This is a genomic window from Janthinobacterium sp. SUN176 (genome assembly GCF_030587335.1).
Classification (GTDB): Bacteria; Pseudomonadota; Gammaproteobacteria; order Burkholderiales; family Burkholderiaceae_D; genus Janthinobacterium; species Janthinobacterium kumbetense.
This window is the reverse complement of record NZ_JAPWIA010000001.1, coordinates 1,758,928-1,785,495: the sequence shown is the minus strand read 5'-3', so window position 1 is coordinate 1,785,495 and position 26,568 is coordinate 1,758,928. Positions and strand designations below refer to the sequence as shown.

The following is a 26,568-nucleotide window of genomic DNA, read 5'->3' as shown; positions in this document are numbered from 1 at the left end:
GCCCGCCAGCCCCCCCATCGTCTACACTCGCCGCATGAAAAATTTTGAAAAGCGGCGCGACCGCTACGACTTGTTCCGGGCATTCGACAATCCCCTCGTCAATATCAACTTCCAGCTCGACGTGCCGGACTTCCGGCCCTGGTGCAAGGAACGGAAAATCCCCGTGTTTCATTTTTTCCTGTTTTGCCTGCTGAACACGGTGCGGGAGATCGATCAGTTCATGTACCGCATCTACCAGGGCGAAGTGATCAGGATCGACGATTTTCCCGCTTCCTATACCGTCATCAACGGCGACGATAACCTGAACTACACGCGTTTCACGATGACGGACCAGTTAGACCTGTTCATCGAACGCAGCCTGGCAGCCAAGCGCTTCGCGGAAGCCAGCTCCGCGCTGATCAATACGGGCGAGGGGGAAACCGAGCGCGAGCAGCGCAACAATATCTTCATCACTTGCCTGCCGTGGCTGGAGCTGGCGGCCATCGAACACCCGATACACCGCCACCGCGACGCCGATATCCCGACATTTACCTGGGGCAAGTTTGGCCCCGCGCAAGAGGATGGCCGCATGCGGGTGCCGTTTTCCGCCCAAGCCCACCATGGCTTTGTCGATGGCTACCACGTGCAGAAACTGGCACAGGCATTGTCGCAGCGCATCGCCGCCATTATGGCCTAGGCCAGATAGTCGCTGGGCGCCTGGCCCAGCACGCGGCGGAAGGCGGCCGTGAAGGCGCTGGGGCTGGCATAGCCGAGGTCGAGCGCGACACGGGTGACGGCTTGCCCGTCCGCCAGCCGCGTGATGGCCGCCAGCAGGCACGCTTGCTGGCGCCATTGGGCAAAGGCCAGCCCCGTCTGGGCGCGGAATTGCCGCGTAAAGGTGCGCCGGCTCATGCCGGCCTGCGCCGCCATCGCATCCAGGCTGCTGTCCAGGCTCGGCTGCCGCAGCATGTCCATGCACAGGCGTGCCAGCCGGGGTTCCTGCGGCAGCGGGGCGCTCAGGGGCAGGGGCTTGGCGGCGGCAATCTCGTCGAGTAGCAAGGCCATCAGTCGTCCGGCGCGCGATGCTTCCGCATACAAGGCATCCAGGGTCACGGCCTCGGCCAGCAACTGGCGCAGCAGCGGCGAGGCGTCCAGCACCTGGCAATGGGGCGGCAAGCCCATCCCGGCGATGGCGGGTGCGTCGATAAACACATTGTGCATGGTCACGGCGCCATGCATGCGCATGCCGTGCGAAAGCCGGGCAGGTACCCAGCAAGCCCGCTGCGGCGGCACCAGCCAGTTGCCTTGCGGTGTGTGCACGCTGATGACCCCGCGCGCCGCATAGGCGAATTGCCCGCGCGCATGGCTATGGCTGGGAAAGACGGCATCGGCGGCATGGTCGCGCGCCGTGGCGATCAAGGGGCGGGGCACTTCCGTATAAAAATCATCCATGGCCCATACTCTACAGCATTTGACCTGTCATCGAAGGCGGGCCGCTTGCCGGCCGCTTACCATCACACTCTTTTCAGGAGTGAACATGCACAATACCTATCATCGCGTGGGCCATGGCCCGCACGCCGTCATCGTCCTGCACGGCTGGTTTGGCGACGCCCACGCTTTTTCCCCGATGGAAGCGGGTCTCGACGGCGGCGCTTTCAGCTATGTCTTCATGGACAATCGCGGCTATGGCGGCATGCGTGGCGCGGCGGGTGGGTATTCGATGGAAGAGGTCGCCCGCGACGCGCTGGCCTTGGCCGATGCGCTCGGTTTTGCCACCTTCAGCGTGGTGGGCCACTCGATGGGCGGCATGGCGCTGGAACGGCTGGCCTTGATGGCGCCCTTGCGCTTGCGCAAACTGGTGGCCGTGGCGCCCGTGCCCAGCTGCGGCGTGGCGTTCGACGGGGCGGCCCGGCAACTGTTTCTCGACGCCAGCGGCAACCAGCAGGCGCGGCGCGCCATCATCGACCGCAGCACGGGCGGACGCTTGCCTGCCGCCTGGCTGGACTGGAAGGCGCAATATTCGTGGGAGAGTGCGGATCAGGCCGCGTTTGCGCGCTACTTCCTCGCGTGGAGCGGGACGGATTTCAGTGAAGAAATCAAGGCGGCGCGCGTGGAACTGCCGTTGCTGGCGCTGGTGGGGGAGCACGACCCCCGTTTTGACGCGGCCCTGATGCGCCGCACGTATCTGGCGTGGTACCCGCAAGCCCGGCTCGAGGTGCTGGGCAATGCGGGACACTATCCGATGAATGAAACGCCGCTGGCCCTGGCGGCCAGCATTGAGGCGTTCTTGACGGAAAAAGACTAGTTACGCGGCCTTGCTGCGCAGGCGCAGCAGGCTCAGGCCCAGCAAGACGAAGGCGCCGCCGCAGATGCGATTGAACAGCTTGGCGCGGCCCGGCGTGGCCAGCTGGGTTTTCAGCAGGCGCGCCAGGTTGGCGTAGAACAAGTGGGCCAGCATGGCGCAGGCGACAAACGAGGTCGTCAGCACGGTGAACTGGATGGCCACCGGTTCGCCCGGCGTGATGAATTGCGGGAACAATGCCGAGAAGAACAGGATGGCTTTCGGATTCGTCAGCGCCACCGTCAAGCCCTGGCGAAACAGTTTCCAGAACGTGTTGGGATTCGCCGCGCCGGGTGCCACGGGCGCATCGGCCACGACACTGGTCTTGCTGCGCCATTGTTTGATGCCCAGGAACACCAGGTACAGGGCGCCAGCCAGTTTCAGCAGCATGAAGGCCGTGGCCGAGGTGGCCAGCACGACGCCCATGCCGGCCATGGCCACGCCGGAAATGATGAACAAGCCGAAACCATTGCCCATGCTGCTGATCATGGCGCGGCGCGGTCCGACGGCGATGGCATTCGAGATGGCCAGCAGGACGGCCGGGCCGGGAGAAAACGTGACGAGCAGGGCGACGCTGCAGAAAAGCAGCCAGTTCGAGAGATGCATGGGTGTTCCTGGGTGGGGCCGGAGCCGGATTGAGAGTCAAAACACGCTTATTGTACGAAGTTTTCGACTCCCGTGTCGGCTACCCCGGCCCGACAGCGGCGAGTGTCATGCAAACAGGCTGGCGACCACATGGTTGATGGCGGCCCCACCGGCGATCAGCCAGCAGAACAGCAGGCCGGCCAGCAGCAGGGGTTTGATGCCGGCGCGGCGGATGGCCGACATGTGCGTCGTCAAGCCCAGGGCCGCCATGGCCATGGCGAGCAAGGCCGTATCGATATCGGTGATGGTGGCTACCATGCTTGCTGGCAGCAGGCCCAGCGAATTGAAGGCGACCACGCCGATGAAGATGAAGGCGAACCAAGGGATGGCCAGCTTGGCCGCCTTGTCGTGGCTGCCGTTGCCACTCCTGGCCTTGCTGCGCGCCAAGACCGCCGACAGGATGACGAGAAACGGCGCCAGCATCATCACGCGCACCATCTTGGCGATCACGGCCGCATTCGCCGCCTCTTGCCCGATCGACTTGCCAGCCGCCACCACTTGCGCCACCTCATGCACGGTCGAACCGATGTACACGCCGAACGCGGTGGGCGTGGCGCCCAGCACCTGCCAGCCCAGGTTCCACCGGTACAGCAAGGGATACAGGAAGATGGCGATGGTGCCGAACACAACAACGGTGGAGACGGCCACGGTGACATCCTCGCTGCGCCCCTTGACGACGGGCTCGGTTGCCATCACGGCCGCCGCGCCGCAGATGGAGCTGCCCGCGCCGATCAAGATGGCGCTGTTGCGTTCCAGTTTGAACACCTTGGTGCCGAGGAACATGGCCAGGCCAAACGTGGACGCCAGCACCAGCGCGTCGATGGCGATGCCGGCCAGGCCCACCTGGCCGATATCCTGAAACGTCAAGCGGAAGCCGTAGAGGATGATGCCCAGTCGCAATAATGTCTGCTTGGAAAAGGCCACGCCCGCGCCGCAGGTGGGCGCCAGGCGGCCATACACGCTGTTGCCCAGCACGATGCCGAGCATGATGGCCAGGGTGAGCGCGCTCATGCCGTGGCTTTGCATCCATTCCAGCTTGCCCAGCGCAATGGCGCCATAGGCGATCACGCCGCTGAGCAGCAGGCCCGGCAGCAGGCGGCCGTAGCGGTCGCTGAAACTTGTTGTATTGGTGCTTGAGAGGGAAGACATGCCGTACTCCATGTTTTTATGCATATGGCATGACTGTACAGTTCGTCGATTAAATGGTAAAACGGATTGTTTTTGTATGTTTAACCGATAAAATAGGTAAATAAAATGGCGTTGACCTTGCGGCAGTTACAGATTTTCCTGGCCGTGGCGGACACGGGCAGCACCAGCGCGGCGGCCGAACACATTGCGCTGTCGCAATCGGCCACCAGCGCGGCCCTGAACGAACTGGAAGCGCTGCTGGGCGCGCAACTGTTCGACCGGGTGGGCAAGCGATTGCTGCTAAACGACAATGGCCGCCTGCTGTTGCCGCAGGCGAGGCAGATGCGCGACGGGGCCGCCAGCATCGAGCGCCAGTTCGCGGGCGCCGACCCGTCCGTGCCCGTCAGCCTGCAAATCGGCGCCAGCACGACCATCGGCATTTATCTGCTGCCGCAGATCCTGGCGCAGGCAGCGCAGCAGTACGGCCGCAGCATTCCCCAGGTGACGATTGCCAACACGGCCGATATCGCAGCCGCCGTGGCGGAATTCCGTGTCGATATCGGCCTGATCGAAGGTCCGTGCCACGAAGCGGGCTTGCTGGTGGAACCGTGGCTGACGGATCAGATGCTGATCGTGGCCGCGCCCACGCATCCGCTGGCGCAACTGCGCCATCTGCTCAGTTTTACGGAGCTGAACCAGGCCGGCTGGCTGCTGCGCGAAGCGGGCTCGGGCACGCGTGAAGCCGTGGAGCAGGCGCTGGTGCCGTATCTGCACTATCTGCGCGCCGCGGGCGAGTTCAGCAACTCGGAAGCGATCAAATATGGCGCAGCGGCCGGGCTGGGCATCGCCTGCCTGTCGCGGGTGGTGGTGGCCGATTTGCTGGCCAGCGGGCAATTGGTGGAACTGGAAACCATGCTGCCGCCCCTGGAACGCAACTTTTACCTGATTCGCCAGTCCAAAAAGATCCTTTCGCCCCGTTTGACGGGTTTCCTGGAATTGTGCCGCCACGCGTCGCGCATGGCGGGGTAGTTTGCTGCGCGGCAATTGTATGGGCGGTGGAGGACGCAGGCGTGAAGTCACATGCGGCTAGTTCTCGTGTGGCCGCGCGCCTGGTTGTCACTGGCCGGGCCGCCATCCGGTGAGCTTGCGGGCTGACGTCCGAGACGATCATTGATAAATCCGCCTTCTTCGCAGCGCTCGATCTCGTGACGTATGAGGTCCGGAACCGTTCCAATGCGTTGCAGAAGGCGCTTCAGGTGACGGTGCGTATGCTGCCATCAATGCGCAACGAACCAGGAAAATAATCTCACTACTACGTCTGTCAGGGGACAGTCTATTACTCGACTTCTACATGCGGGCTGGATTGACGGCAGTTGTTCCCCACACGGCAGAAGAGTGTGAGCAGAGGAATCAGCAGGAAACAGGCCTCCTGTACCGCATTTTGGTTTACTACCAGAACAGGCGGAAGGCGAAAATTTAAATGTGTGGGGTTAGACGGAATTTATCACTTGAATTTATACTTTAAAGAACAATGTACATGGTTCCAAGGAAATTTTTCCAATGGGAAACTAAGGAGCTTGAAAATGGCAGACGCATTTAAAGTGGGTGATGTTGTTATTTTGAGAAGCGGCGGTGAGTTGATGACGGTTGAGGCTGTTGATGGGGCGGATATTGATTGTGTCTGGTCCCAGAGTAAAAAGGTGGAACGCAGCACGTTCGTCGCTGCCACGCTCTCGAAGTACGTCCCAGAGTCACCGTACTAACAGGTTTTATCCCAGCGCCGGAGCTTGTGGCGTTGGGCTTTCATCCTCCCCATTTACCGTAGGGAATTTGGTATTTTATGAAAATTGTATAATTGGTCAGTCGTTTGCATAAAATACCAGTTGCTTACTTGACTGCAAGCATGTAAGTTTGCCGATGAAGCAACTTTCTGTTGCAATATTGGAGCGTTATGAAGTTAAGCAAATTGTTCAAACTGGGTAAGACGCAAGCAGAACTTGACTTCATTGATATTGATCCTGATAAGGATATTGGGTTGTATGTGGACTCACACCTGATCGGTGCATCCCACCATCCCTTCGCCGAGAAATGCCACTCTACGATATCAAGCTTTTTTAATTACTTCCTCGCTCTTATCAAAGACGGCGGTCAAGACGACGCTCGTGAACTTTTCTCCCACTTGCACGAGCCAAATGAAACTTGCTTAGGGTCGTCTGTAGGCACCCCTAACGGTCGTGGCGTAGGCGGAGAGAATGCAAGCGATATTTTCGAGAGCGTGATGAGCAGCCGTGCAATCGAAACTGGCGTCCTGGAGCATTTGGAAGATTTTCGCATCTTTGTCCATGGCGTCGGTCCTGATAAAGTATCTGATATGACGACTAATATCATCCGTCATAACCTTATTGAGTATACGCAGACGCAGTGCGACCTTCATGGTATCCAGATGAGGGACATGGTTGCTACTGGGCCATGGTGGGATTCGCAGAACCGTCAATGGCAGTGGTCTCATGAGAGGATGCTTATCGTGGATGAACGCCCGATTCTGCTGGTTCCGAAGTGTATTGTATCCTACGGGCGTGCATATTCCGCGGACATATATCACCGTCAGTTTGTCCTCAATTTTGTCAAGCGTGCACAACTTGCCTCCAATGGACCGTTTGTTCGTCATCGGAAACCAAAGAGAGGGCAGAAAGTCGGCGATGCGTACGTTCTGAAGAAGGAATTGGCAGTGGAATACCCGCCGCAGAAGGACTTCATCGCTGGCTTCACGCAGCAGCATAAGGGCGTTTTTGAGGGGTTCCGGGAGTTCACGACTAAGCATGCGAAGCCATTAGATCATAGCGAAATTAGTGCCTCGAACATTCCTGAAATTTGCTTGTATCTTGCCAATAAGCTGACTGTCACACCCAGTGGTAATGAGGCTGCAACTGCTTACCACCATCTGATCACGGGGATTCTTGAACTTATCTTTTACCCAAGTCTTGCATGCCCCCAGAAGGAACGTGAAATCCATGATGGTCGCAAACGTATCGACATTGTGTTTGACAACGCAGCTCGCGACGGCGAGTTCTACCGCCTTATGGATACTCGGAAGATTCCCGCACACTACATTGTTGTCGAGTGTAAGAATTATGGGAAGGACGTGGCGAATCCCGAGGTGGATCAACTCGTCGGGCGATTTTCCTTTCAGCGGGGTGAGTTTGGTATGTTGGTTTGCCGCTCAGTCGAAAACTACCAGACTTTAATTAAGCGCTGCCAAGACGTATTTACAGACCGACGCGGACTCATCATCCCGATTCTCGATTCCGACTTGATTGTCTTGCTAGAGAAAAAGGCAAGCGATCCAACAAGCAGGCCGGAAGAAGATTTCATCCGTGATCGCATTCGGGAAGTCGCGTACGCCTAAGCGATACAGTGCCTAGCCGTACGGGCGAAATTACAAGTGTGGGGCTACATCTACCGATCCCTGGAAGCATGGGCCGCACTGATATAACCGGTGCCGGAGCGCGAACGTATTGGCTACGCCCAACAAAGCATTCGCGGACGGCTACGTCAACGCCCATCGACCGTTTGAACCAATTCAACGAGCTATCCGGCTACCCAGCGATTTCCAGGGGCTGCTGGATTGCCTATTTCCCACCCCAGTAGAACGTCATTGCCGATGGAGGTGTGATCGGCATCATTGGTCTGTATGTCGCGCACCTGTATGTGTTGTGCTTGATTGGTTCCTAATTGTGGGATAAATTCCCATATATGGAAAATTCAGCGCTCACAGAGAACGATACGGAACAGCGGCTGGCGGCCCGTTTAAAACAGTTGCGTGTGGAGCGGGGCTGGTCGCTGGACCAGCTGGCCAGTGCCAGCCAGGTCAGCCGCGCGACTTTATCGCGCCTGGAAAATGGCGAAGTCAGCCCGACCACGAACGTGCTGGGCAAGCTGTGCGCCGCGTATGGCTTGGCCATGTCGCGCCTGCTGCGCATGGTGGAAGACGATTTTCCGCCCCTGCTACGGCGGGCCCAGCAAAGCGTGTGGACGGACCCGGACACCGGTTTTATCCGCCGCTCCGTCTCGCCCCCGGCGCGGGCGCTAGCTGGCGAAGCGCTCGAATGCGAGCTGGGCGCGGGCGTGACGATCGCCTACGCCGCCTCGCCCCGGCCCGGCATGGAACACCATCTGTTGCTGCAGGAAGGCAAGCTGAACGTGACCGTCGACGGCCGCTCGCACGACTTGCTGGCCGGCGATTGCTTGCGCTACCAGTTGCACGGCGCCAGCGCCTTCATCACGCCGCCGGACAGCGGCGCCCGCTATTTTCTCTTTCTTGTCTGAGGTCGCCATGCCCGCATCGCTACGCCATTTTTCATCCGCCGACATTCTCGAACGCTTGCCGGAGCTGGGCGCGCTGCTGCAGGCATGCGTACACGACGGCGCCAGCATCGGTTTTATCTTGCCGTTCGACACGGCGGCCAGCCAGGCGTTCTGGACGGATAACGTCTTGCCGGCCGTCACGCGTGGCGTGCGCCTGCTGCTGGTGGCCGAGGTGGAAGGGGCGGTGGCCGGCGCCGTGCAGCTGGACTGGGATACCAATCCCAACCAGGCGCACCGGGCCGAAGTGCGCAAGCTGCTGGTCGCACCCGCTTTTCGCCGGCGCGGCCTCGCGCGCCAGCTGATGCAGGCGCTGGAAGAGCAGGCGCGCCTCTTGCCGCGCAGCCTGCTGACCCTGGACACGCGCAGCAGCGACCATGCCGAACCGCTGTATTTGTCGCTCGGCTACGTGGCGGCGGGCAGCATCCCCGGCTATGCGCTGGCGCCGGCCGGTGACCGGCTGGACGCCACCACGGTCATGTACAAGCAGCTATAGCGAATATATCGCGGCGAGGCGATGAGCTGGGGAACTCAGGCTTTCAGCCGCGCTCTAACGCTTGCGGCAGACAGGTTTGCCGGCGCGGTGACAGCGTGCGTGGTCTGTGCGGCTACCAGGCTGATGCCGTGTGCGGCTTGGGCTAACACTTGGTCACGGCTCAGCTTGAAGATGCCAACCGTGCCTGACAGTAGAGTGGCGCGCTGCTGCATGCTGGCCGCCGCGGACGATGCCTGTTCCACCAGGGCTGCGTTTTGTTGCGTTACCTGTTCCATTTGCACGATGGCGGCATTGACTTGTTCGATGCCGGACAATTGCTCGCCGCTGGCCATGCTGATTTCGCCTATGATGTCCGTTACGCGGTGCACGCTGGCCACGATTTCGCGCATGGTGGCGCCGGCCGTATCGACCAGGCGCGCGCCTGCATCGACCCGCTCGACGGAGTCGCCGATCAGTTGCTTGATTTCCCTGGCCGCGCCGGCCGAGCGTTGCGCCAGCGTGCGGACTTCAGCGGCCACGACGGCAAAGCCGCGCCCTTGCTCTCCGGCGCGGGCCGCTTCCACGGCCGCGTTCAAGGCCAGGATATTCGTCTGGAAGGCGATGGCGTCGATGACGCCGATGATGTCAACGATCTTTTTCGACGAAGCGTTGATCGAGCTCATGGTATCGACTACTTGCGCCACTACCGTGCCCCCTTTGCCTGCCACAGCGGCGGCCGATTGCGCCAGCTGATTGGCCTGCCGTGCGTTATCGGCATTTTGCTTGACGGTGCCCGTCAGCTCGTCCATCGAGGCGGCCGTGCGTTCCAGCGAACTGGCTTGCGCCTGCGTGCGCTGCGACAAGTCCAGGTTGCCGGCGGCGATTTCGCCCGAGGCGCCCGCGATGTCGTGCGTGCCGCCGCGCACCTCGCCCACGATCGTGATCAAGCTGGCATTCATGTCTTTCAGGGCTTGCAGCAGTTGCCCCACTTCATCGCGGGAATCGACGCGGATATGTTCGCTCAAGTCGCCGCCAGCCACCTTGCGCGCCACTTTGACGGCATGCCGCAAGGGCCGCACGATGCCACTGCTGATGAACCAGGCCGTCGCCAGGCTCAACACGCCGCCGACCAGGCCCAGCGCAATGATCAGCACGCTGGTATCGTGCGCGCGGGCCATGGCCGCCTCCGCCGCCGTGCGCATCTGCGCCGATTGCGTGGCGATCTGCTGGTCGAGTTCACGGAGGGCGGCTTGTTCTTGCGTACTGTTGCGCGTGGCCTGCAATTGCGCGATGCGCGCATAGCGCTGGTTCACGCTGCTATCGATTTCCCCGCTCACGGTCGACAACTGCCACGTGCTGATGACCACTACCACGGCCAGTAAAAGCGAAGTGAGCAAAAAGCCTGTGGTCAGGCGCACACCGATACGTATGTTTGAAATATTCATGTCCCCTCAGCTGTTGTCCCATGGTGGCCGTCTCCCATGCCTGCGGCATGGCGTGGCGCTTGTCCCCTGAAGTTGCTGGGGTGAAATGAGTGTAGCAGTGCGGTACTAAGTAATCTATTAATATTTCCATATTGGAATTAGTCACTGCCTGTTTAGCAACAGCGGCATGATTTGTTGCCAGATAAAATCACTCGCCGTATTACAGACGCGTCCTACCTCGATACCCGGTATCGTCCGACTGGCGCATGCCGGTGCAGCGCCTACACTGTTTCTTGCACAGACCCGACGGCGGGTCTTTCTTCTTATTCACAGGAGGCTGACATGGCGAATATCCAGGCAGGATCGGACGGTGCGGCAAATGAGGAAATGTCGGCCAAGCGTCTGAACGTGGTCGACTGGATCTCGATGATCCTGCTGATCGTGGGCGGTTTGAACTGGGCGCTGGTGGGCTTGTTCGATATCGATATCGTGGCCCGCATCCTGGGCGCCATGTCGACGGCGTCGCGCGGCGTGTACGTGCTGGTAGGGCTGGCGGCGCTGTATTCCATCTATCTGTGCGTGCGCAAGCTGCCGGCCAAGCCTTAGAGTCGTCTGCGCGACTATGAGGCGGCGGACAAGAAGCGCAAGGGCGTGCTGCAAGCGCCGGGAATTGGATCTGGCGTCACGGGCCTGATGCCGCCTTGTGCGCGTGCATGTGCCAGCCTGCGTGCAGGCTGGCGCACAGCCAGCTTGCACGCTGACGTTGTTGCATATGTTTATTGCATGCGCTTACTGGGTGCGCAGGTAGGCCAGCAAATCGGCCACTTGCTGGGCGTTGCCGATGCCCCAGAAACGCATGTTATTGCCAGGAATGAAGTCGCTCGGTGCTTTCAGGAAGCCGGCCAGGTTTTGCTCGGTCCAGACGATATTCGCGTTTTTCATGGCCGCCGAGTATTTATAGTCGGTGGTGGCACCGGCCTTGCGGCCGATCACGCCCGTCAGCTTGGGGCCGAAGCCGCCGCGCGCCGATGGTCCCACCTGATGGCAAGAGGCGCACTTGCGAAAGGCCGCCTTGCCCGCTTCGGCATTGCCCGTGGGGGCGGCAGGAGCGGCCGCCTGTGCGGCGGCGACTGGCGCCAGCAGCAAGGCTGCGGCGGCGAGAGGGGAAAACAAGCGAAAAAGAAATGGATAGGTCATCGTTGAGGCGGAAGTGCACGATATGGCAAGCAATGACGTATTTTACAGGCGGGCATCAAAACCTATCCGTCAGCGGCGCAGCAATGCCAGGCGGCGCAGGAATGGCTGCGGGAATGGCGGCAGGAAGGGAAGCGCGCAGGAATCGATACGGGATGGCCTGAAGGCCGCTAGCGCTTGCCGCCCTGTGCGCCCAGCGCCGCCATGGCCGACGCGAACACGATGCAGGCGATGGCCAGCCATTGGGTCAGGCTCAGCAGTTCTCCCAGCACGGCCATGGCGGCCAGTGCGCTGACGGCGGGCGCCGCGCTGCTGAACATACCGAACACGCCTTGCGGCAAGCGGCGCAAGGCAAAGATTTCCAGAGAGTACGGCAGGGCGCTGGACAGCATGGCAATGGCCAGGCCCATCAAGGCAATCGACGGCGCCAGCAGGGCCGTGCCCGAGTAGGTGATGCCGATGGGCACCGTCACCATGGCCGCCACCGTCATGCCCCAGGCCACGGCTTGACCACCTTGCAAGGTCGAGGCCCGCTTGCCGAAGATGATATACAGCGCCCAGCACAGCGCCGCTCCCAGCGCATACGCCACGCCGACCGGGTCCAGGCTGCCTGGACTGCCTTGCAGCGGCAGCAGCAGATATAAGCCGAACACGGCGCACGCGACGGCCAGCAAATCGCGCGGCCGGCGCGACGACAGCATGGCCACGGCCAGCGGCCCCGTCACCTCGATGGCGACCGCGATACCGATCGGTATCAGCGCAAACGCCCGGTAAATGAGCAAGTTCATCAACCCCAGCACGGAACCGTAGACCAGCAAATTCAGCACATCCTTGCGCGTCAGCCGGTAGCGCCAGGGCCGAAAGATGGCCAGCAGTATCAGCGCCGAAAACCCCACCCGGTACGCCGTAATCCCTTCCACGCCAATGACAGGAAACAGATTCTTCGCAATCGCCGCCCCCAGATTGACGGAAATCTGCCCTCCCAATACGGCCAGGGAAGGGAGCAGGATGCTGTCGGGGAGGGAGGAGGTCGAGGCGGGGGAGGTCATGGGACGGTATTTTAATATGCCTGAGGCTGGCAGTCGCTGGCAGATTGGTAAGCCGAGGAGATTTAACGAGGTAGTTGCTGACATGACTGGTGCATTGCGGCTTGTTTTTCGATATCATGTTGCAAAATACGCTACAGTTGCGGAATTGTTTACGAATGGTCAGAAGTAGCCGCTCCTAATCGAACAGCCTTTACCATTAGCACGTTAAAGATTGATACTAATGCTAATCGGCATTTTGACTAAAAGAGTCGGTAATCGGCCAGAAGCGGTCGTTCGACAAAGAGTTCGGGGATAGAACGGTCGAGCTTTTTTGAATACTGGAGAATTTCAATGGCAGTATGGCAATTCAAGTTCACCTTGATTCCCGCAAGAAGGATTGTCGAAATACATGGCAAAATGCCTGATTTCCTGCTTCAGTTTGCTGCTGTTGTGCCAGACGCAAGTTTCGATGATGAAATGGTTTGGCCAAATTATTGGGAAGGCGTAGACAAATCTGCCATACATGCCCTCGCGAAGAGTGTTTTGCCCGTAGCTGATTCTTGGAGCGCTGAGGCGACTATGTATGGCAATTCTAAAACAGACGACATACAGGTTTGGGACGATTCCGTTGACGTTCGTCTGGATTGTTCAAATCTGAATATCAGGCTGCTCGAAAGCATCGTTGCTATTGCTGATGACTGTGGGTACTGCATAGTACTGTGCGAAGGGGGACGAGTTATCGCTCCCATAGTGGAACAAGTGACAGAAGCCCTGAAAGCATCGTCTGCATCCAGATTCGTCAAGGATCCAAACGCATTTCTCGCTTCCAGCGATCGAATTTTCCAAGCTAGCATTGGTTAAGAAAGGTCGGCTGTGGGGCGGAAGCCACCAACGACAGCAGCCGGCCAAAAGCGGCCCTTCAACTGCATAGTTCGAAACGCGGTGGAAAATCACTCATGAACGGAGACCCAGTATGAATGAGGAATTAACCCTCCAACGTTTCGAGCGCGTCGTCAACTATGACGATTTCGTTGCCTTGGCTCTGGAGCTGAGTACAAGTCCACAGCAGGAACTCTTCAATTTTCTTTTTACTCAGTCGATCTCAAGCGGGAGAGGCGCTAGCGTAGCTGCTTGCCTATTGGTTGAGATCGACCCCACTCCCACTCGGAGCTGTGAGGAACTTCTAGCCGAAATTGCAAAATCCAAGTGGAATGTCAGCACTAAGGAAGTGCCATTCTTTTTGATTTCATGGTTCTGCAAGCACTTTCTGAATGATGCTTACCGGTCGTTCATGCAGGAAGCAAGTTTGACGCATGAGCAAAAGCAGCGGGTAGGCACCATCATCTATTGGACACTTAGCCCGACCGCTAATCTCATCCGTTCATTTCATGACTGGCCATGGCATGAAACAAACGACTCAGAGTGATTGGCCAACGTCCGGAATGGGTTGCGGATTCAATCGGTCAACGCAACACACTGTTCAAATCGTTGAGCCGGTGTTTGGTAGTGTGGCGTCTTCCTGGGGCGCTCGTTGAGTCGTCTGGCTACCGCATCGAGTTGCTCTTGTGAATAAGTAGAAATATCCAGCCCCTTGGGGAAATACTGGCGCAACAGGCCATTGGTATTTTCATTTGAACCGCGCTGCCATGGATTCTGTGGATCGCAGAAGTAGACCTGGATGTCGGTGGCCAAAGTAAAACGCTTGTGGCCAGCCATCTCTTTGCCTCTGTCCCAGGTCAGTGATTTATACAGTTCGTGGGGCAGCCTGCAGGCATTGTCGATCAGCGCATTTACAACCGTTTCGGTGTCCTTGGCGGCAACTTTCACTAGCATGACGTACCGCGTCTGGCGCTCGACCAAGGTGACGATCTGGCTGTTGTGGCTGCCGCAGAGCAGGTCCCCCTCCCAATGCCCGGGCACTGCTCGATCCGCTGCAGTCGCTGGACGCTCGCTGATCGGCACGGCGTCGACAATTCTGCCGTGGTTGTCCGTTTTTGGGGTGTGATGACGTGAGCGGCGCATAGCGCGCGTCCGGCGCAAGTGTTCCAGCAGCTCTTTCTTTAAGGCGCCTCGGGCCTGGATGTAGAGGCTGCGGTAAATGGTTTCGTGCGACACGTGATACTCCTCGTGGCTCGTGAACAGCTGCTTGAGCCAGCCAGCAATCTGTTCCGGCGACCACTGCAATTGGAGCTTGCTGGCAACCATGTTGGCCAGCATGCGGCTCTCCGTCAGCTTACAAGGTTTGGGGCGATGCGCCTGATCCCAAGCATGCTGATCCGCCTGAATCGCACGATATGCTTCGCGGCCACCATTGCGCCTGAGTTCCCTGCTGATGGTCGATGGTGCACGTCCAAGGCGCCTGGCAAGTGCGCGGATGGATACGCCGGTAACGATGGCGCGCGAGACCTCCTCGCGTTCGGCCAGTGTCAGCGCCAGTCTGGAACGGCATCGCTGCGCTGGCCGTATGCCACCAGATTCAGCCAGAATCCGCTGTATCGACGAGTGATTCCGATTAAACAGCTGGGCTATCATCTGCAGAGAGTCGCCTTGCTTCCAGCGTTCCCACATCAAGGCCTTCTGCGTCTCGGTGTAATAAATGCGTGGTTTCTGTTTCATCTTCAACACTCCTGTAACCTAGGAATTTAGGTTTGAGTGTTGCGACCACCGATTGAATCCGCAGCCAATACCGGCCATTGAGATACTGAGAGATTTTTATGAAGACTCGGCATATTGCGCTTGCAGCCCTTGTCGCCATTTTGTTGCAGCCACTGCTCGGGTTAGCTACGTTCTCTCTGCTCTTTTTAGGCGAATTTCATCTAGTCAGTTTTCCCCTTGATGTTCTTATTTTTTACTTTGCAGCGGTCCTGGTCATTTCGAGTCTGGTAATACTCTTATTCGGAATCCCATGCTTTGATGCGCTTCATCGGACACAAAAACTAAACTTCTTAAGTCTAAGTTGCTGTGGTAGCCTCCTCGCGATGATTCCCTACTTTGTCATAGGGCGTCCCCAAAACCTTGATGGTTCTACTACAAATAGACAATGGGACGGACATGCCCTTATGCTTTATGAAAATAGCCATCCGACGGGGTTAGCGTGGGTAGACTACGCTGTAACTGCTCTAGGGTTCGGAGTGCATGGTTTCGTTTGTAGCTTGATTTTTTATTTGTTTTGGCGACGAGATAAAGTGTAACAAGCCACCGCAATGCGAAGGTCCGCTATGGGGTCATCGGTCGACTGTGAGAATTGGTGGGTTTTGCAGCTGGGCAAGCTGCAATGCTAGGGGCCGACGGCCGCGTTCGGCCAGAAGCAGACATTCACGTTGACGTGACAATGTGTGACTTTTCTCGCTTGGTAATTCGTTATGCTCACGGACCGCTGCCGGCCAGAACCGGACGGACAATGAATTTAATAGGAGGCAAACTGGTTGAAATTGGATATGGAGTTTTCTAAAGAATTCGAGAGTTGGCTTGCATCGGCGCTGGCGCCAGAGATACCAAGCATTGTAGTAGCATTTTCCTTCAACATCTTTGAATTGGACTCGGCACAGGCAAATTACGGCATCGAATTAGTAGGATGTGACGAGTTTGATGCGGGAGATTCAGACTGGGCCTGTGGTGAGGTATGGGTCGCGAGTCCACGTTCTATATTTATTCCTCGTGGGTTTGTTAGTGGTGGTTGGGAGGCATGCTTGCACGGCATAGAGCAGCTAGTTTTGAGTGTGATGGAAAAGTCTTCGGTCGCCACAAAGAAGCTGAAAGAAGCAAAGGCCGTTGCCGTCGGCTTTGTCGACGGAGATTTAAAATTGATTTGGCAACGTTAGACGGCAGTCGGCCAAAAGAAGACCTTCCAAGCGGAGTGCAAACAAAGGAAACAAAGATATGAAATTAGACGAATTTGCTGGTATTGCACGAAAAATAATCAGTGAACAGGGTTTCGATGATTTCATTCCCATCGCATGTCTCCCTGAGCGTCGAGAACTTCGAGCCCTCGCCGATATTGAACCTGGTGAAGAAACTGAGGTAGCTGTGGTTGAGTGGGCGAAGTCTTTAACGGAGTCAGTAGAAGAGTTGCTGGTTGCTTTCAAATTCTCCGTGTCTCAGTTCAAGGTCATCCGCATCAGAGGACCTGAGGAAGAGTCTGCGATTTATGAAGTTGCGTGTGATTGAACTGGCCGTAGCCGGCCATTATAAGCCATTCCATTTTTTAGAAATCTGGAGATTGCTATGTGTCATTTGATTACCGCCGGGTTCGTTGCTGCTGCCCTCATCGCTTACTCCTTCGGGTTTGAGTCGGGTGCAGGAATTCTCTTTGTCGCGGGAGCAATATTTGAAATAGTATCGATCAAGCGCCTTCGTAGTCGTCTGCGAATTGAGACTTGACTGCAACCGGCCAAAAGCGGACGGTCCATTTCCGCTCCCAGAGCATTAACTATTACTTTGGTACCTGTGACCAGAAAGAAAGACGATGAGTATTGATAGTTCTGACGTTGTCGATGGGTTAGGAATATCGAAGGCTGATGGAAAAGCCGTCCTTATAATTTCGGATCACCTTCCTTGGGACGATCAAGAGGCGCACTTCAGTCTGATCGAGAGAAAAATCGGGGCCTATCTCGCGTTTATTGCCAGTGGACAGGTGGTCGAAACGTTGCCAGCAGCAAAGGGCAAAGCTGTTCGAATTGAGCTGGTCTACGAGCATGTACCTACTACGGCAGCAGGACGATTCTTGACGGCGACCCGAACCCAACTGCAGTCCAATGGAGTCGAGTTCATTGCAATGAGTCTGCCCAACGGCTATTGATGCCAGTTGCAATCAGTCAAGGGAAGGTCTGCTGTGAGGCGAAAGCTGCCAACGACGGCAACCGTCCATAAGCAGACGACTACGGACAGCAATCATCAAAGAACGAGCTTTAAAAATGAAACTTAAGTATGCCGCCTTGTTGATTTTCATGCTTGGTTGCTCTACTCAGGCCTGTGCGCAAGACTCGCGATGTGATGGCGACGAAGGAAAGGCAGTGACATCCTTGGATAAACTCCCTGCTCAGATTTTGGATTTATTGGGGCATGATAAGACTGGCACCTCGGGTATTGCCGATATTGGTGGAAAATTCAATCCGACTGACGCTATCATCGATGATTCTGTACCGATGCGCAGGCTTATTAGCGATATCGCCGGCCATCATTGTATTTGGCTAACAGTCGAATACGGTGGCATGGGTCATTATCAAAAGAAGCTGGAGTACCGATTTAGTGAGAATAGCTGGGTTCAGGTGAAGACTGCGAACTCGGGATGGGCGCCCTCCGTCCTTCCTGCTACTGTACGTTGATTTTGATTCGGCGTTGACGCCCCAAATAACAGAAATCGGCCGCATCAAGCGTCTTCTTGAATGACGGCTTCGGGGCGGCTTCTGCCTCATGGTGACAAACCGTGAGCTTTGCACGAAGGCAAGATGCTATCCTCACCTGTTCGGCCGCGTTCGGCCAAAAGCGGACCTAGCCAAATACGTGAACAACGCCAGGAATATTAAAGGAATGATCGTGCATGAAGATCGAAGACCTAGCTGAGACCTACGTGCTCTCCTTCTACCTGGAGCAGCGCCATTCCTATTTTCTGACGAAGTTGATTGACTATGACGGGACACGATTTGAGTTGCTGGCGACAAATTCCGATGGCTCGCCAATTGGATTTGAAGTTGGCGAACTTCGTTTTGCCGGGAACTTCACAACTCGTGAGAATGTTCCAAGTCTTGGTGAGCTTGAAGGTGCGGCGACAACTGAAGATGGTGCAATCCTTGAAGGTGACTTCGGCGACATCAGAATTCGCGCAAACAACATTACCATCAAGAGGGAATCCTAGTTCTCGATGGTCCGCTTTGGGGCGGAACCTGCCAATGACGGCAACCGGCCAAGAGCGGATGAATGGGAATCCAATCCACATGGCGAATAACGCTAATTTTGTGAATGTGGCGGCAAGATGAAATGTCTCACCTGCGGAAATTCCAGCTTTGATAGACCAGTGGACAAATCGAGCTTGGAGATTTGGTACTGCAAAGTGTGTGGCAATGAGTGCGCCGTACGTTGCCACTACATCCCGGATCTATCGGAGATGCAAATAAGTGATCTCTTCATTGGAACAGCCTGTATCGATCCCGGACCTAACGCTCTGAAATCTCTTATGAAGTTAAAGAAGGTACTTGCGTTTTCCGAGCGATTTGAGCCTGCTCTACTTGAAGCGCAATACAAGGCAGGCAAGCTTAAATGGGAGCTTGGCTACTTCTTGGATTTTGAGGTCGCGCAAGCATTCGCGATGAGCCAAGCTATCGGCATTCCAGTAACGTTTGAAATTGTTCGCTCACCACCGTATGCGACTGCGGCCGGCGAAACGCAATGATCTGTCTATGTCCGCTTTGGGGCGCAAGCGGACATTACAAGTTTTACCTGTTTTACAGAGTAAACGCCCCTTTCTTGCATTCATTGGCATTATTAAAGGTGGTAAAGTTTAATGTCATTGCTGTGCGCATTGACAATAGTTAAATTAATATGGTGAAGACACGGCAATCCTGCATTTCTTGCTGTTTATCGCGCCGTCTATTTGCTTGTAACTCAGGAGAAGTATTGAATGACTGTTTTTAGTATCGGCAACACCAATTTTGAAGTGGATGTAGCGAAATCAAGCATTAGTCTGGAAGCGCATGGCAGCGGCATGCTGGAGCTGAATATCGATATCCATGGCGACGATGAGGTGTTTATGCGCTTGACCGAGCCGGAGGATGCGGAATGGTCGTGGGCGCTGTATCCGCCGGTTTTTTTCCTGCATGGCTTGCGCATACAGGAAGGGCAGGGAGGAGCGTTTGCGATCGGGATGCTGGATATGCATCCCGAGGCGGAGGAATCGGGTATCTATATGATGGAATATGGTGACGTGTCGGCCGTCAACATCATTGAATTGTCGGCGGATCGACTAGCCGTGTCGGGTAGGGTGGACTTGTGCGGCAAGCGCCTGCCATTTCATATCGATATGCCGCGCAGATAGTATCGGGGCGGGGCTCCGCGGGATTGGAATGCGCCCCATTGAGGCGCATTCCTCCGGCGGGGCCGGCCCCGCTCCAGTCTGATTAGTCCAGCTTCAACGCCTTCGCCACATCCCCCCACGCCACATACTTGAAGTTCTGCGGTCCATCGGGCAGGCGCTTGTAGCCGTCCTGGATTACCAGCATGCCTTGCGCGTACGCGCCGCCCAGGTTGGCGGAGGTGACGTCGAGGCCGTCCGTTTCCGAGGTGCCGTCGATGCCGGCGGGCAGGTTGAAGCCCACCTTGACGCGCCCGCGCACTGTATATGGCGCTTGCGCGTCGAGCACCACGTAGCTGCTGTCGCCCTGGCTGGAAACGATCAGGTAGCCGGTGTCCGGCTTGGCGCCAGGCTTGCGGTAGATGGCCATGCCTTCCACGTCGGCCGTCAGGTGCGCGCCCACGGGCAAGACCATGGTGAGGGCGTCCGGTTTGGCGGCGTCGGCCGAGGTGGTCCAGATGCCGCGCGTTTCTTCGCCCAGGAACAAGCGGGCGTTGGCGTCGTCGGCCACGCAGCCTTCCGGTTGGGTGGCGACCTTGAAGCTGCGCAAGAGGGTGGCGCTGAACTTGTTGCCTTCCAGGCCGATGCTGTACTGCTGGAAGGTGCCGTCCTTGTCGTTGATGAACGCTTCCACGCCGCCGCTGGCTGGCTGGTACAGACACATGCCGTAGATGCTTTTCAGGCCCGTAGGGAAGCGGCCCGCTTCCGCCACGTCGCCGCTGGCGTTGATGGTGAACAACATCATGCTGTTGTCGTCGCGCTGGGTGGCCACGGCCAGGTCGACCTTGTTGCTGCCGAACTGGATGTTCTGCCGCACGTCGACGTTGTTCAGGCGTCCCACTTCCAGCAGCTGCGTCTGCTTGCCTTGCAGGTCGTAGACCAATAAGCCTTGCTTCTTGTTGGTGCCGAGGATGCGGGCGTCGGCCGGGTTGCTGGACAGCCAGATGGCCGGGTCGTCGGCCGCGTCGCCCTGGCGCGCCATCGGCTCCGTCTGGGCTTGCGGGGCGATGATGGCCACGGCAGGCTGCGTTTCCGCCTTGCCGGCCCATTTCAAGGGCCGCGCTTGCCAACCGTTCTTGCCGCGCAGCAGCAAGGAGTCCTTGTCCAGCGCCAGCTGGCTTTCACCCTTGCGCACGTTCAAGGCCACGGCTTGGGCTGGCTGCGCCGTCCATTGACTTCCCTGGCGGGAGAACAGATGCAGCTTGTCTGCCTTGCCGTCGAGCACGGCCACGCCGCCCGGCAGCACGGCCAGCGCGCCGGCGCCGCCGTCGAGCTGGCCGTACGGCTTGCGCAGGGCCACCACTTCGCGCCTGCCCATGCCTTCGGACTCGGCGTCATACGCCCACACGCCCATGTTGGACTCGCTCACCAGCAGGCGCTGGCCGCCATCGTCGACCCGGCAATGCTTGGCGTGCGGCGGCAAGGCCAGTTTGCGCACCAGGCTGCGCTGCTCGCCCTGCATCACCCACTGTTCCGCTTGCCCATCCTTGCCGATCAAGAACAGATGGGCCAGCTGCTGGGCGTCGCGGTACAGGCACGACGCTTCCACGGAAAACGTCGGCACGGGAAACGGCGCCAGTTTGACCAGCTTGCCGGCCTGCACGTCGACGGAGACGGGCAGGGGGCGCTGCGTGTCCGCTTCCAGGAAGACGGCCAGCACCTTGCCGCCATCGCTGCGCGTGTCCAGTTGCTTGGCGCGCAAGGCGATGCGGTCCTGTTCCTGGCCGGCTGCGTTGAACAGGCGCAAGCCGTGCTTGTCGAGTAGCAGCCACCCGCCGCCGGGCAGGCGCGCCAGTTCCTCCGCTTCCTGCGTGAAGGAAGGCACAGCGTTGGCAGGCGCGGCTTGCGCCGTGCCCGCGAGGCAAAAGGCAGCCAGCAGGGCGCTGCAGAGTACGGTTTTTTTCATATTATTGGAAATCATCATCAGAAGGCGCTGGCTTTCAGGCTCACTTTAAAGGTGCGGCCATATTGTTCGTTTTGCACGTTGTATTGCTTCGTGCCCTGGTAAACATAGTATTTTTCGTTGTTCAGGTTTGCCGCCTCGAACATCAGCTGGAATTGCTTGTTGATCTGGTACGACAGCGAGAAATCGAGCTGTTTCTGGCCGGCGACGATATGGTCCTGGCTTTGGTCGAGGATGTCGTTGCCCATTTCCAGCAGGTAAGGCGACTTGTAGTTGAGGGCCAGGCGGGCGCTGACCGGCCCAGTTTCATAGCCCAGCATCAAGTTCATCACCTGGTTCGACTGGCCCGGCAGGCGGATGTCGCGGTTCAGCTGCTTGTTGCTGGCCTTGTCGAAGCGGCCGATTTGCGCGCTCGAGGTGCTCAGGGTGCCGTTGACGCCGACGAGGAAACGATTGAACGGCGCCGGCAGCATGCGCAGCGGCTGCATGTAGGCCAGTTCGATGCCTTTCACTTTTGCCGCGTCGCCATTCGCATACGAGGTCGCCGTCGTGTAGCCGGCCCACTGTCCCGTGCCGGCCAGGTTCGTCGTGTAGGTGAAATTCTTGATGTCCTTGTAGAAACCATACGCCGACATCACGCCGTCATTGCCCAGTACCCTTTCGATGCCCAGGTCCAGGTTGTTGGCCTTCAGCGGCTTCAAGTCCGGGTTGCCGATCACGGCTTCCGTGTTGCTGGCCAGGCTGATGCCGGGCGCCAGCTGGCTGAAGTTGGCGCGCACGACGGCTTGCGTCCAGGCGGCCCGCACGCTGGTATGTTGATCCAGGTCATAACGGGTTTGCAGGTTTGGCAGCCAATTGGTGTACGAGCGTTCGCGCGTCAAGGCCGTGGCCACGCCGGCGCTGTCCACCTGCGAGCCGTTTGCTTCGAAACTGGTGCGCTCGGCGCGCACGCCGCCCAGGATGTGCCAGGCGTCGAAGTCGTAGCTGTTCTGCACATACATGGCGTTGATGTCTTCATGCATGCGGTAGTCGTTGATGATGGACTCGGTCGCCAGGCGCGCCTTGGTGCGGTCCAGTCCCGCTACGCGGGCGCGGATGAGGGCCGGGTCCAGGGCCACGCCGATGTTGCCCAGGTCATAGTCGAGATTGTGGCCTTGCACGAAATTGCTCATCGACGTGGAACCGGCGCCCCAGTAATTGCCGCTGGAAGCCTTGCTGCTGTTATATGCCCATTGATCCGTGTCATTGGTTTTTTCGCGGCGGCTGACTTTTGCGCCGAACTTCAGGGTGGCGATGTCAAACTTGCGGGCCAGGTCAATGCGCGCGTGGTGTTCATTGTCCTTCGAGTAGCGCTTTTGCAGGGTGATGGCGTTGAGCGCGTAGCTGGCCGGGTCGTACAGCGAGGCGGGGCCGCTCAATTTCGGTTCCTGCGTATCCGTGAAACTGATGCCGGCGAAATTGCTGGTGCCGCGGAAACGGCCGTCGTTCAGGGATTCCGGCGTGTCTTCCGTGGCGCGGCTCAGGCCGCCTTTCACATCCAGGGTCCAGTCGCCCGATTTCTGTTGCGTGCCCAGCACCAAGGAACGCACTTGCTGCGTGTACTTGCGCTGGCGGATGCGGCGCTCGGCGCGCGCGCTGGCCGTCTGGCCTTCGGCCAGGCTGCCGCCCGCGATATTGCTGATGGTCAGGCGGTCGCGTACTTCATTGTCGGAAAATTCGCTGAGGAAGGAGCGCAAGAGCCAGCTGTTGCCCGCTTCGGGACGGTAATCGAGGTTGACGGCCAGGGCGCCGCGCTTGCGCACGGGCAGGTAGTCGCGCAATTCCAGGCCCGACAATTTACCTTTGCTCCAGGCGCCGCCCGTTTCCACGTCATCCGAGCCGAACGAGCGCTTTTCCGCGCTCAGGCCGGCTGCCACGCCCAGCTTGCCGTCGAGGAAGCGCTGGGCCCACAGGGCGCCGCCGCTTGGGCTGGTCTTGCCCGTCTTTTCATCGTAGCTGGCGCCCACGTTGGCCGACAGCAGCTTGCCCGGCAAGTCGAAGGCGGACAGCGATTTGACTTCGACGGTGGCGCCCAGCGAGTTGGCGTCCATTTCAGGGAGTAAAGTCTTCGAGACTTCCAGCGTGCGGATCAGGCCGGCAGGCAGGATGTCCAGCGCCACGGCGCGGCGTCCCGCTTCCGGCGACGGCACCAGCGCGCCGTTGATGGTGACGGCGTTCAAGTCCGGGCCCAGGCCGCGCACGGTGATGTAGCGGCCTTCGCCCTGGTCGCGCTGCACGGACACGCCCGGCAAGCGGGCCAGCGCCTCGGCCGCGTTTTTGTCCGGCAAGCCGCCGATATCGTCGCTGCTGATGACGCTGATGATATTGTCGGCTTTCTCTTGCGCGGCGATGGCGTTGCGCAGGCTGGCGCGCTGGCCGCTGACGACCACGGTGGCGGCCGGCTGGCCATCCGCATCTTGCGCTTGCGCATGGCTTTGGCCGCTGAAGACGGCCATGATGCCGAGGGCCACGGCCGTCAGACGCAGCGGAGAGGGGAACGATATGTGCATGGTTTTCATGAAGAGCTCGGTTAGGGGAGGGAACCGGGCGGATTCTAGGCAGCAAATATGACGGTTGCGTGACAGGCAAGGGCTTGCCACCTTGAAAACAACGGCCTGTGAGCGCTTTCCAGCTGGAAATGAATCATGGTGAGCTGAAATGACCTGCCAGCGCAGGGCGCATGGGATGCTGCTTGCCGGATTTGCATCGGCTGCGCTGCTAATGATGAGCCGTTTGCACCTGCCGCACGGGCGTGGGGCATGTCATCGTGCCGTCATGGGCGGGCGCTATCGTGGCGACAGCACCACTTTTAAAGGTTTCCCACATGCTGCCGTTGCACCGTAACAGCCTGATTGCCGCCGCGCTCGCGTTGCCCTTGTTCTTGTTCCTGTACGCCACACTGGGGCACCTTAAACCGTTTGCCATCTGGAAGTGGATGGATATCGTCTGCGAAGGCGGCACGGCCGTCATGGCGGGCATCTGGTTCCTGTTCACTCTCAGCAGCCGTCCCCGCGGGCGGGTGACGCGCCTGATCGCCGGCGGCCTGTGCGCCATCATGCTGGGCTCCTGGGCCGATTGCCTGGACGAATTCTTTGCCGTCGACAAGAGCGCCGTGTGGGATAACTGGCTGGAAGCCTTGATTCCGTTCGGCATGCTGGTGCTGACGATCGGCATGTATTACTGGCGCCAGGAACAGTTCCGCCTGAACGAGCACCTGCAAAAGCGCGAACGCCTGTTCCGCGACCACCGCGCCTTCGACCGCATCACGCAGCTGGCCGACGCCAGCTACCTGCGCACGCAGATGCGCCTGGAACAGGAGCGCCGGCCCGGCCTCGATTGCGCGCTGGTCTTGCTCGATATCGACAGCTTTCATTTGATTAACCGCGAATACGGCCACCGCGAAGGCGACCGCGTGCTGCAAGCCGTGGGCCACATGCTGCTGTTGAACTTGCGCAATGACGACTTGCTGTGCCGCTATGCGGGCGACCGCTTCGCCGTGCTGATGCCGGGCGTGTCGCGCGAGGATGCGGCCGCGAAGGCGCGCCACCTGTGCGCCATGGTGGGGCAGATGCGCCACCACGCCAACGACAACCGCGAAATCCGCTTGAGCCTGCGGCATGCGTGCGCGCTCACCGATGGCGTACCGGAAGTGGTGTTGGCCGAGCTGAGCCGGGCCGTGGAAACGCCCGGCCGCAGCGCCGGTCCCAGGGCCAGTTCCGCCGCGCCCGCCTGATGCCGCTGAACCAGCAGGGCGACCCCAGCATCGCGGCCCATCACCAGCCGGCGCTGGTGCTCGATTATGCGCGCAGCCGCGAACTGGCCGTGGCGCCGCTGCTCAAGGGCACGGGCCTCGATGGCGGCGCGTTGCCGTCCGCGGAAAGCCAGGTCAGCGCCGCGCAATACCTGCAATTGCTGGCCAACGTGGCGCGCGGCCTGGACAGTGCCGACACCAGCTTCATGCTGGGCCAGCAAATGCTGCCCGGCCATTACGGCGCGGCCAGCCACGCCTTGCTGCAGGCGCAGAATCTGCGCCAGGCGCTTGGCATCCTGTGCGAATTCCACACCTTGCTGTGTCCGCTGCTGCAGCCGCGCTTGCGCGAGGCGGGCGACATGCATGTGCTGTACTGGGTCGATGCGTTCGGCGCGCCCAGCCAGCTGCCTTTTCTGGTGGAGATGCACATGACGGCGCTGGCGGCCATGTGCCGCTGGCTGGCGGGCGAAGCGTTGCCGTGGCGCTTTTGCTTCAACCGGGCGCGGCCCCGCCACGTCGAGCAGCACGAAGTGCACCTGGGCCAGACGCTGCGCTTCGATTGCCAGGTCGACGCCATGCTCATCGATTCCAGCTGGCTGGATAAGCCCTGGCCGCGCGGCAATGCCACGGCGGCGGCGCTAGCCTTGCGTGCGGCGGCCGTGGCACCCGTGCCGGCCGCGAGCCTGCTCGGCGCGCTGTACGACTATCTGCTGGCCAATATCCGCTGCGCGCCGACCCTGGAACGCACGGCGCAGGAGTTCGGCGTCAGTCCCGCCACCCTGAAACGCCACCTGGCGCGCCATGGCACGCATTTCCAGGCCGAGCTGGACCAGGTGCGCGCGCACAAGGCGATCTATCTTTTCCAGGCGCATGGCTACGACAACGATGCCGTGGCCGCCTATCTTGGCTTTCATGATGCCACCAACTTCCGCCGCTCGTTCAAGCGCTGGACGGGCCAAACGCCGCAGTTGCTGCGCCATGCTTTGGCCCTTTTTGTGGCAGGTTGACCGCCGGCGTTGCGCGCCAGCGCCACGGACAGTCGTTCCTGAGGGAACAATTGCCCGTTCTGCTACATCCATAGTACACTCGATCAGAGAGCGAACAGACGCGCTTTGAGGCGCTCCGGCACGGCGTCAAACGACGCCGCAATACCGTCATCTTGATGGCGGTGCCGGCGGCAGACGACCGGTGTGCCGTGCCTTAACCCAGCCTGGAAACTGGCGTCACCCGTGG

General features: G+C 59.0%; 28 protein-coding genes. 19 read left to right on the top strand and 9 right to left on the bottom strand.

The window, feature by feature from the left end:
• Window positions 1-34 precede the first annotated feature (34 nt).
• Window positions 35-676 carry a CatA-like O-acetyltransferase gene (locus O3299_RS08110; protein ID WP_305062003.1) on the top strand — a complete coding sequence of 214 codons (642 nt, stop codon included), beginning with the start codon at window positions 35-37 and terminating at the stop codon, window positions 674-676.
• Here the strand turns inward: O3299_RS08110 and O3299_RS08105 are convergent.
• On the bottom strand, window positions 673-1,431 hold the full coding sequence (locus O3299_RS08105; RefSeq protein ID WP_305062002.1) for a helix-turn-helix domain-containing protein: 759 nt from the start codon (window positions 1,429-1,431) through the stop codon (window positions 673-675). The two genes, O3299_RS08110 and O3299_RS08105, sit on opposite strands and share 4 nt — an antisense overlap.
• An 85-nt stretch (window positions 1,432-1,516) precedes the next feature.
• Between O3299_RS08105 and O3299_RS08100 the strand changes: the two genes are divergently transcribed.
• Window positions 1,517-2,284, top strand: a complete 768-nt coding sequence (locus O3299_RS08100) for an alpha/beta fold hydrolase (protein WP_305062001.1) — start codon at window positions 1,517-1,519, stop codon at window positions 2,282-2,284.
• Here the strand turns inward: O3299_RS08100 and O3299_RS08095 are convergent, their stop codons facing one another.
• Window positions 2,285-2,926 carry a LysE family translocator gene (locus O3299_RS08095; protein WP_099667826.1) on the bottom strand — a complete coding sequence of 214 codons (642 nt, stop codon included), beginning with the start codon at window positions 2,924-2,926 and terminating at the stop codon, window positions 2,285-2,287.
• Window positions 2,927-3,031: 105 nt separating this feature from the next.
• Window positions 3,032-4,114 carry a YeiH family protein gene (locus O3299_RS08090; RefSeq protein ID WP_305062000.1) on the bottom strand — a complete coding sequence of 361 codons (1,083 nt, stop codon included), beginning with the start codon at window positions 4,112-4,114 and terminating at the stop codon, window positions 3,032-3,034.
• A 105-nt stretch (window positions 4,115-4,219) separates the two neighbouring features.
• Here O3299_RS08090 and O3299_RS08085 point away from each other — a divergent pair, with 105 nt between their 5' ends.
• The 5 genes from O3299_RS08085 (at window position 4,220) to O3299_RS08065 (ending at window position 8,951) form a co-directional block, all read left to right on the top strand.
• Window positions 4,220-5,122 (top strand): LysR family transcriptional regulator, encoded by a 903-nt coding sequence (locus tag O3299_RS08085; RefSeq protein WP_099667828.1) that lies wholly within the window; start codon window positions 4,220-4,222, stop codon window positions 5,120-5,122.
• Between the two features lie 554 nt (window positions 5,123-5,676).
• Window positions 5,677-5,856 (top strand): YodC family protein, encoded by a 180-nt coding sequence (locus tag O3299_RS08080; protein ID WP_305061999.1) that lies wholly within the window; start codon window positions 5,677-5,679, stop codon window positions 5,854-5,856.
• A gap of 188 nt (window positions 5,857-6,044) precedes the next feature.
• Window positions 6,045-7,499, top strand: coding sequence for a hypothetical protein (locus O3299_RS08075; protein ID WP_305061998.1), 1,455 nt, complete (start codon window positions 6,045-6,047; stop codon window positions 7,497-7,499).
• A gap of 347 nt (window positions 7,500-7,846) precedes the next feature.
• Complete coding sequence (locus O3299_RS08070; RefSeq protein ID WP_305061997.1) at window positions 7,847-8,419, top strand: helix-turn-helix domain-containing protein; 573 nt, start codon at window positions 7,847-7,849, stop codon at window positions 8,417-8,419.
• Window positions 8,420-8,426: 7 nt separating this feature from the next.
• Window positions 8,427-8,951: a GNAT family N-acetyltransferase gene (locus O3299_RS08065; protein ID WP_099667830.1), complete on the top strand. Its 525-nt coding sequence runs from the start codon at window positions 8,427-8,429 to the stop codon at window positions 8,949-8,951.
• A 35-nt stretch (window positions 8,952-8,986) separates the two neighbouring features.
• Here the strand turns inward: O3299_RS08065 and O3299_RS08060 are convergent, their stop codons facing one another.
• Window positions 8,987-10,375, bottom strand: a complete 1,389-nt coding sequence (locus tag O3299_RS08060) for a methyl-accepting chemotaxis protein (protein ID WP_305061996.1) — start codon at window positions 10,373-10,375, stop codon at window positions 8,987-8,989.
• Between the two features lie 321 nt (window positions 10,376-10,696).
• On the opposite strand from O3299_RS08060, the gene O3299_RS08055 reads away from it, so the two are divergent.
• On the top strand, window positions 10,697-10,960 hold the full coding sequence (locus tag O3299_RS08055; RefSeq protein WP_218965320.1) for a DUF378 domain-containing protein: 264 nt from the start codon (window positions 10,697-10,699) through the stop codon (window positions 10,958-10,960).
• A 183-nt stretch (window positions 10,961-11,143) separates the two neighbouring features.
• On the opposite strand, the gene O3299_RS08050 is transcribed toward O3299_RS08055, so the two are convergent.
• A complete protein-coding gene (locus O3299_RS08050; protein ID WP_305052100.1) occupies window positions 11,144-11,551 on the bottom strand; it encodes a cytochrome c family protein in 408 nt (135 codons plus the stop codon).
• 167 nt (window positions 11,552-11,718) lie between these two features.
• Entirely contained in the window at window positions 11,719-12,597 is an 879-nt protein-coding gene (locus O3299_RS08045; RefSeq protein ID WP_289897765.1) for an EamA family transporter, read from the bottom strand.
• Window positions 12,598-12,927: 330 nt separating this feature from the next.
• Between O3299_RS08045 and O3299_RS08040 the strand changes: the two genes are divergently transcribed.
• Window positions 12,928-13,437, top strand: coding sequence for a hypothetical protein (locus O3299_RS08040; protein WP_305052099.1), 510 nt, complete (start codon window positions 12,928-12,930; stop codon window positions 13,435-13,437).
• A 112-nt stretch (window positions 13,438-13,549) separates the two neighbouring features.
• Entirely contained in the window at window positions 13,550-14,002 is a 453-nt protein-coding gene (locus tag O3299_RS08035) for a hypothetical protein (RefSeq protein WP_305052098.1), read from the top strand.
• 29 nt (window positions 14,003-14,031) lie between these two features.
• Here O3299_RS08035 and O3299_RS08030 read toward each other — a convergent pair whose 3' ends face one another.
• Complete coding sequence (locus tag O3299_RS08030; protein WP_305052097.1) at window positions 14,032-15,192, bottom strand: IS30 family transposase; 1,161 nt, start codon at window positions 15,190-15,192, stop codon at window positions 14,032-14,034.
• An 809-nt stretch (window positions 15,193-16,001) separates the two neighbouring features.
• Between O3299_RS08030 and O3299_RS08025 the strand changes: the two genes are divergently transcribed.
• The 7 genes from O3299_RS08025 (at window position 16,002) to O3299_RS07995 (ending at window position 19,606) form a co-directional block, all read left to right on the top strand.
• Window positions 16,002-16,397, top strand: coding sequence for a hypothetical protein (locus tag O3299_RS08025; RefSeq protein WP_305052096.1), 396 nt, complete (start codon window positions 16,002-16,004; stop codon window positions 16,395-16,397).
• Window positions 16,398-16,455: 58 nt separating this feature from the next.
• On the top strand, window positions 16,456-16,743 hold the full coding sequence (locus O3299_RS08020) for a hypothetical protein (RefSeq protein WP_305052095.1): 288 nt from the start codon (window positions 16,456-16,458) through the stop codon (window positions 16,741-16,743).
• 298 nt (window positions 16,744-17,041) lie between these two features.
• The gene (locus O3299_RS08015) at window positions 17,042-17,374 is read left to right on the top strand and encodes a DUF6572 domain-containing protein (protein ID WP_305052094.1); all 333 of its coding nucleotides are present in this window, start codon (window positions 17,042-17,044) and stop codon (window positions 17,372-17,374) included.
• Between the two features lie 115 nt (window positions 17,375-17,489).
• Window positions 17,490-17,900, top strand: a complete 411-nt coding sequence (locus O3299_RS08010) for a hypothetical protein (RefSeq protein ID WP_305052093.1) — start codon at window positions 17,490-17,492, stop codon at window positions 17,898-17,900.
• 215 nt (window positions 17,901-18,115) lie between these two features.
• A complete protein-coding gene (locus tag O3299_RS08005) occupies window positions 18,116-18,430 on the top strand; it encodes a hypothetical protein (protein WP_305052092.1) in 315 nt (104 codons plus the stop codon).
• A gap of 117 nt (window positions 18,431-18,547) precedes the next feature.
• Window positions 18,548-18,964: a hypothetical protein gene (locus tag O3299_RS08000; protein ID WP_305052091.1), complete on the top strand. Its 417-nt coding sequence runs from the start codon at window positions 18,548-18,550 to the stop codon at window positions 18,962-18,964.
• A 228-nt stretch (window positions 18,965-19,192) separates the two neighbouring features.
• On the top strand, window positions 19,193-19,606 hold the full coding sequence (locus O3299_RS07995; protein ID WP_305061995.1) for a hypothetical protein: 414 nt from the start codon (window positions 19,193-19,195) through the stop codon (window positions 19,604-19,606).
• 82 nt (window positions 19,607-19,688) lie between these two features.
• Here O3299_RS07995 and O3299_RS07990 read toward each other — a convergent pair whose 3' ends face one another.
• Both O3299_RS07990 and O3299_RS07985 read right to left on the bottom strand, forming a co-directional pair.
• Window positions 19,689-21,548 (bottom strand): phytase, encoded by a 1,860-nt coding sequence (locus tag O3299_RS07990; RefSeq protein WP_305061994.1) that lies wholly within the window; start codon window positions 21,546-21,548, stop codon window positions 19,689-19,691.
• A gap of 17 nt (window positions 21,549-21,565) precedes the next feature.
• Window positions 21,566-24,103, bottom strand: a complete 2,538-nt coding sequence (locus O3299_RS07985; protein WP_305061993.1) for a TonB-dependent receptor — start codon at window positions 24,101-24,103, stop codon at window positions 21,566-21,568.
• Between the two features lie 305 nt (window positions 24,104-24,408).
• Here O3299_RS07985 and O3299_RS07980 point away from each other — a divergent pair, with 305 nt between their 5' ends.
• Together O3299_RS07980 and O3299_RS07975 are read left to right on the top strand one after the other, a co-directional pair.
• The gene (locus O3299_RS07980) at window positions 24,409-25,317 is read left to right on the top strand and encodes a GGDEF domain-containing protein (RefSeq protein WP_099667838.1); all 909 of its coding nucleotides are present in this window, start codon (window positions 24,409-24,411) and stop codon (window positions 25,315-25,317) included.
• Entirely contained in the window at window positions 25,317-26,342 is a 1,026-nt protein-coding gene (locus tag O3299_RS07975; RefSeq protein ID WP_305052087.1) for an AraC family transcriptional regulator, read from the top strand. Before O3299_RS07980 ends, O3299_RS07975 begins: the two co-directional genes overlap by 1 nt.
• The last annotated feature ends 226 nt before the right edge of the window (window positions 26,343-26,568 follow it).

Coding starts and splice junctions, on each gene's coding strand:
- O3299_RS08110 (WP_305062003.1), top strand. CDS start 35: ATGAAAAATTTTGAAAAGCGGCGCGACCGCTACGACTTGTTCCGGGCA.
- O3299_RS08105 (WP_305062002.1), bottom strand. CDS start 1,431: ATGGATGATTTTTATACGGAAGTGCCCCGCCCCTTGATCGCCACGGCG.
- O3299_RS08100 (WP_305062001.1), top strand. CDS start 1,517: ATGCACAATACCTATCATCGCGTGGGCCATGGCCCGCACGCCGTCATC.
- O3299_RS08095 (WP_099667826.1), bottom strand. CDS start 2,926: ATGCATCTCTCGAACTGGCTGCTTTTCTGCAGCGTCGCCCTGCTCGTC.
- O3299_RS08090 (WP_305062000.1), bottom strand. CDS start 4,114: ATGTCTTCCCTCTCAAGCACCAATACAACAAGTTTCAGCGACCGCTAC.
- O3299_RS08085 (WP_099667828.1), top strand. CDS start 4,220: ATGGCGTTGACCTTGCGGCAGTTACAGATTTTCCTGGCCGTGGCGGAC.
- O3299_RS08080 (WP_305061999.1), top strand. CDS start 5,677: ATGGCAGACGCATTTAAAGTGGGTGATGTTGTTATTTTGAGAAGCGGC.
- O3299_RS08075 (WP_305061998.1), top strand. CDS start 6,045: ATGAAGTTAAGCAAATTGTTCAAACTGGGTAAGACGCAAGCAGAACTT.
- O3299_RS08070 (WP_305061997.1), top strand. CDS start 7,847: ATGGAAAATTCAGCGCTCACAGAGAACGATACGGAACAGCGGCTGGCG.
- O3299_RS08065 (WP_099667830.1), top strand. CDS start 8,427: ATGCCCGCATCGCTACGCCATTTTTCATCCGCCGACATTCTCGAACGC.
- O3299_RS08060 (WP_305061996.1), bottom strand. CDS start 10,375: ATGAATATTTCAAACATACGTATCGGTGTGCGCCTGACCACAGGCTTT.
- O3299_RS08055 (WP_218965320.1), top strand. CDS start 10,697: ATGGCGAATATCCAGGCAGGATCGGACGGTGCGGCAAATGAGGAAATG.
- O3299_RS08050 (WP_305052100.1), bottom strand. CDS start 11,551: ATGACCTATCCATTTCTTTTTCGCTTGTTTTCCCCTCTCGCCGCCGCA.
- O3299_RS08045 (WP_289897765.1), bottom strand. CDS start 12,597: ATGACCTCCCCCGCCTCGACCTCCTCCCTCCCCGACAGCATCCTGCTC.
- O3299_RS08040 (WP_305052099.1), top strand. CDS start 12,928: ATGGCAGTATGGCAATTCAAGTTCACCTTGATTCCCGCAAGAAGGATT.
- O3299_RS08035 (WP_305052098.1), top strand. CDS start 13,550: ATGAATGAGGAATTAACCCTCCAACGTTTCGAGCGCGTCGTCAACTAT.
- O3299_RS08030 (WP_305052097.1), bottom strand. CDS start 15,192: ATGAAACAGAAACCACGCATTTATTACACCGAGACGCAGAAGGCCTTG.
- O3299_RS08020 (WP_305052095.1), top strand. CDS start 16,456: ATGAAATTAGACGAATTTGCTGGTATTGCACGAAAAATAATCAGTGAA.
- O3299_RS08015 (WP_305052094.1), top strand. CDS start 17,042: ATGAGTATTGATAGTTCTGACGTTGTCGATGGGTTAGGAATATCGAAG.
- O3299_RS08010 (WP_305052093.1), top strand. CDS start 17,490: ATGAAACTTAAGTATGCCGCCTTGTTGATTTTCATGCTTGGTTGCTCT.
- O3299_RS08005 (WP_305052092.1), top strand. CDS start 18,116: ATGAAGATCGAAGACCTAGCTGAGACCTACGTGCTCTCCTTCTACCTG.
- O3299_RS08000 (WP_305052091.1), top strand. CDS start 18,548: ATGAAATGTCTCACCTGCGGAAATTCCAGCTTTGATAGACCAGTGGAC.
- O3299_RS07995 (WP_305061995.1), top strand. CDS start 19,193: ATGACTGTTTTTAGTATCGGCAACACCAATTTTGAAGTGGATGTAGCG.
- O3299_RS07990 (WP_305061994.1), bottom strand. CDS start 21,548: ATGAAAAAAACCGTACTCTGCAGCGCCCTGCTGGCTGCCTTTTGCCTC.
- O3299_RS07985 (WP_305061993.1), bottom strand. CDS start 24,103: ATGAAAACCATGCACATATCGTTCCCCTCTCCGCTGCGTCTGACGGCC.
- O3299_RS07980 (WP_099667838.1), top strand. CDS start 24,409: ATGCTGCCGTTGCACCGTAACAGCCTGATTGCCGCCGCGCTCGCGTTG.
- O3299_RS07975 (WP_305052087.1), top strand. CDS start 25,317: ATGCCGCTGAACCAGCAGGGCGACCCCAGCATCGCGGCCCATCACCAG.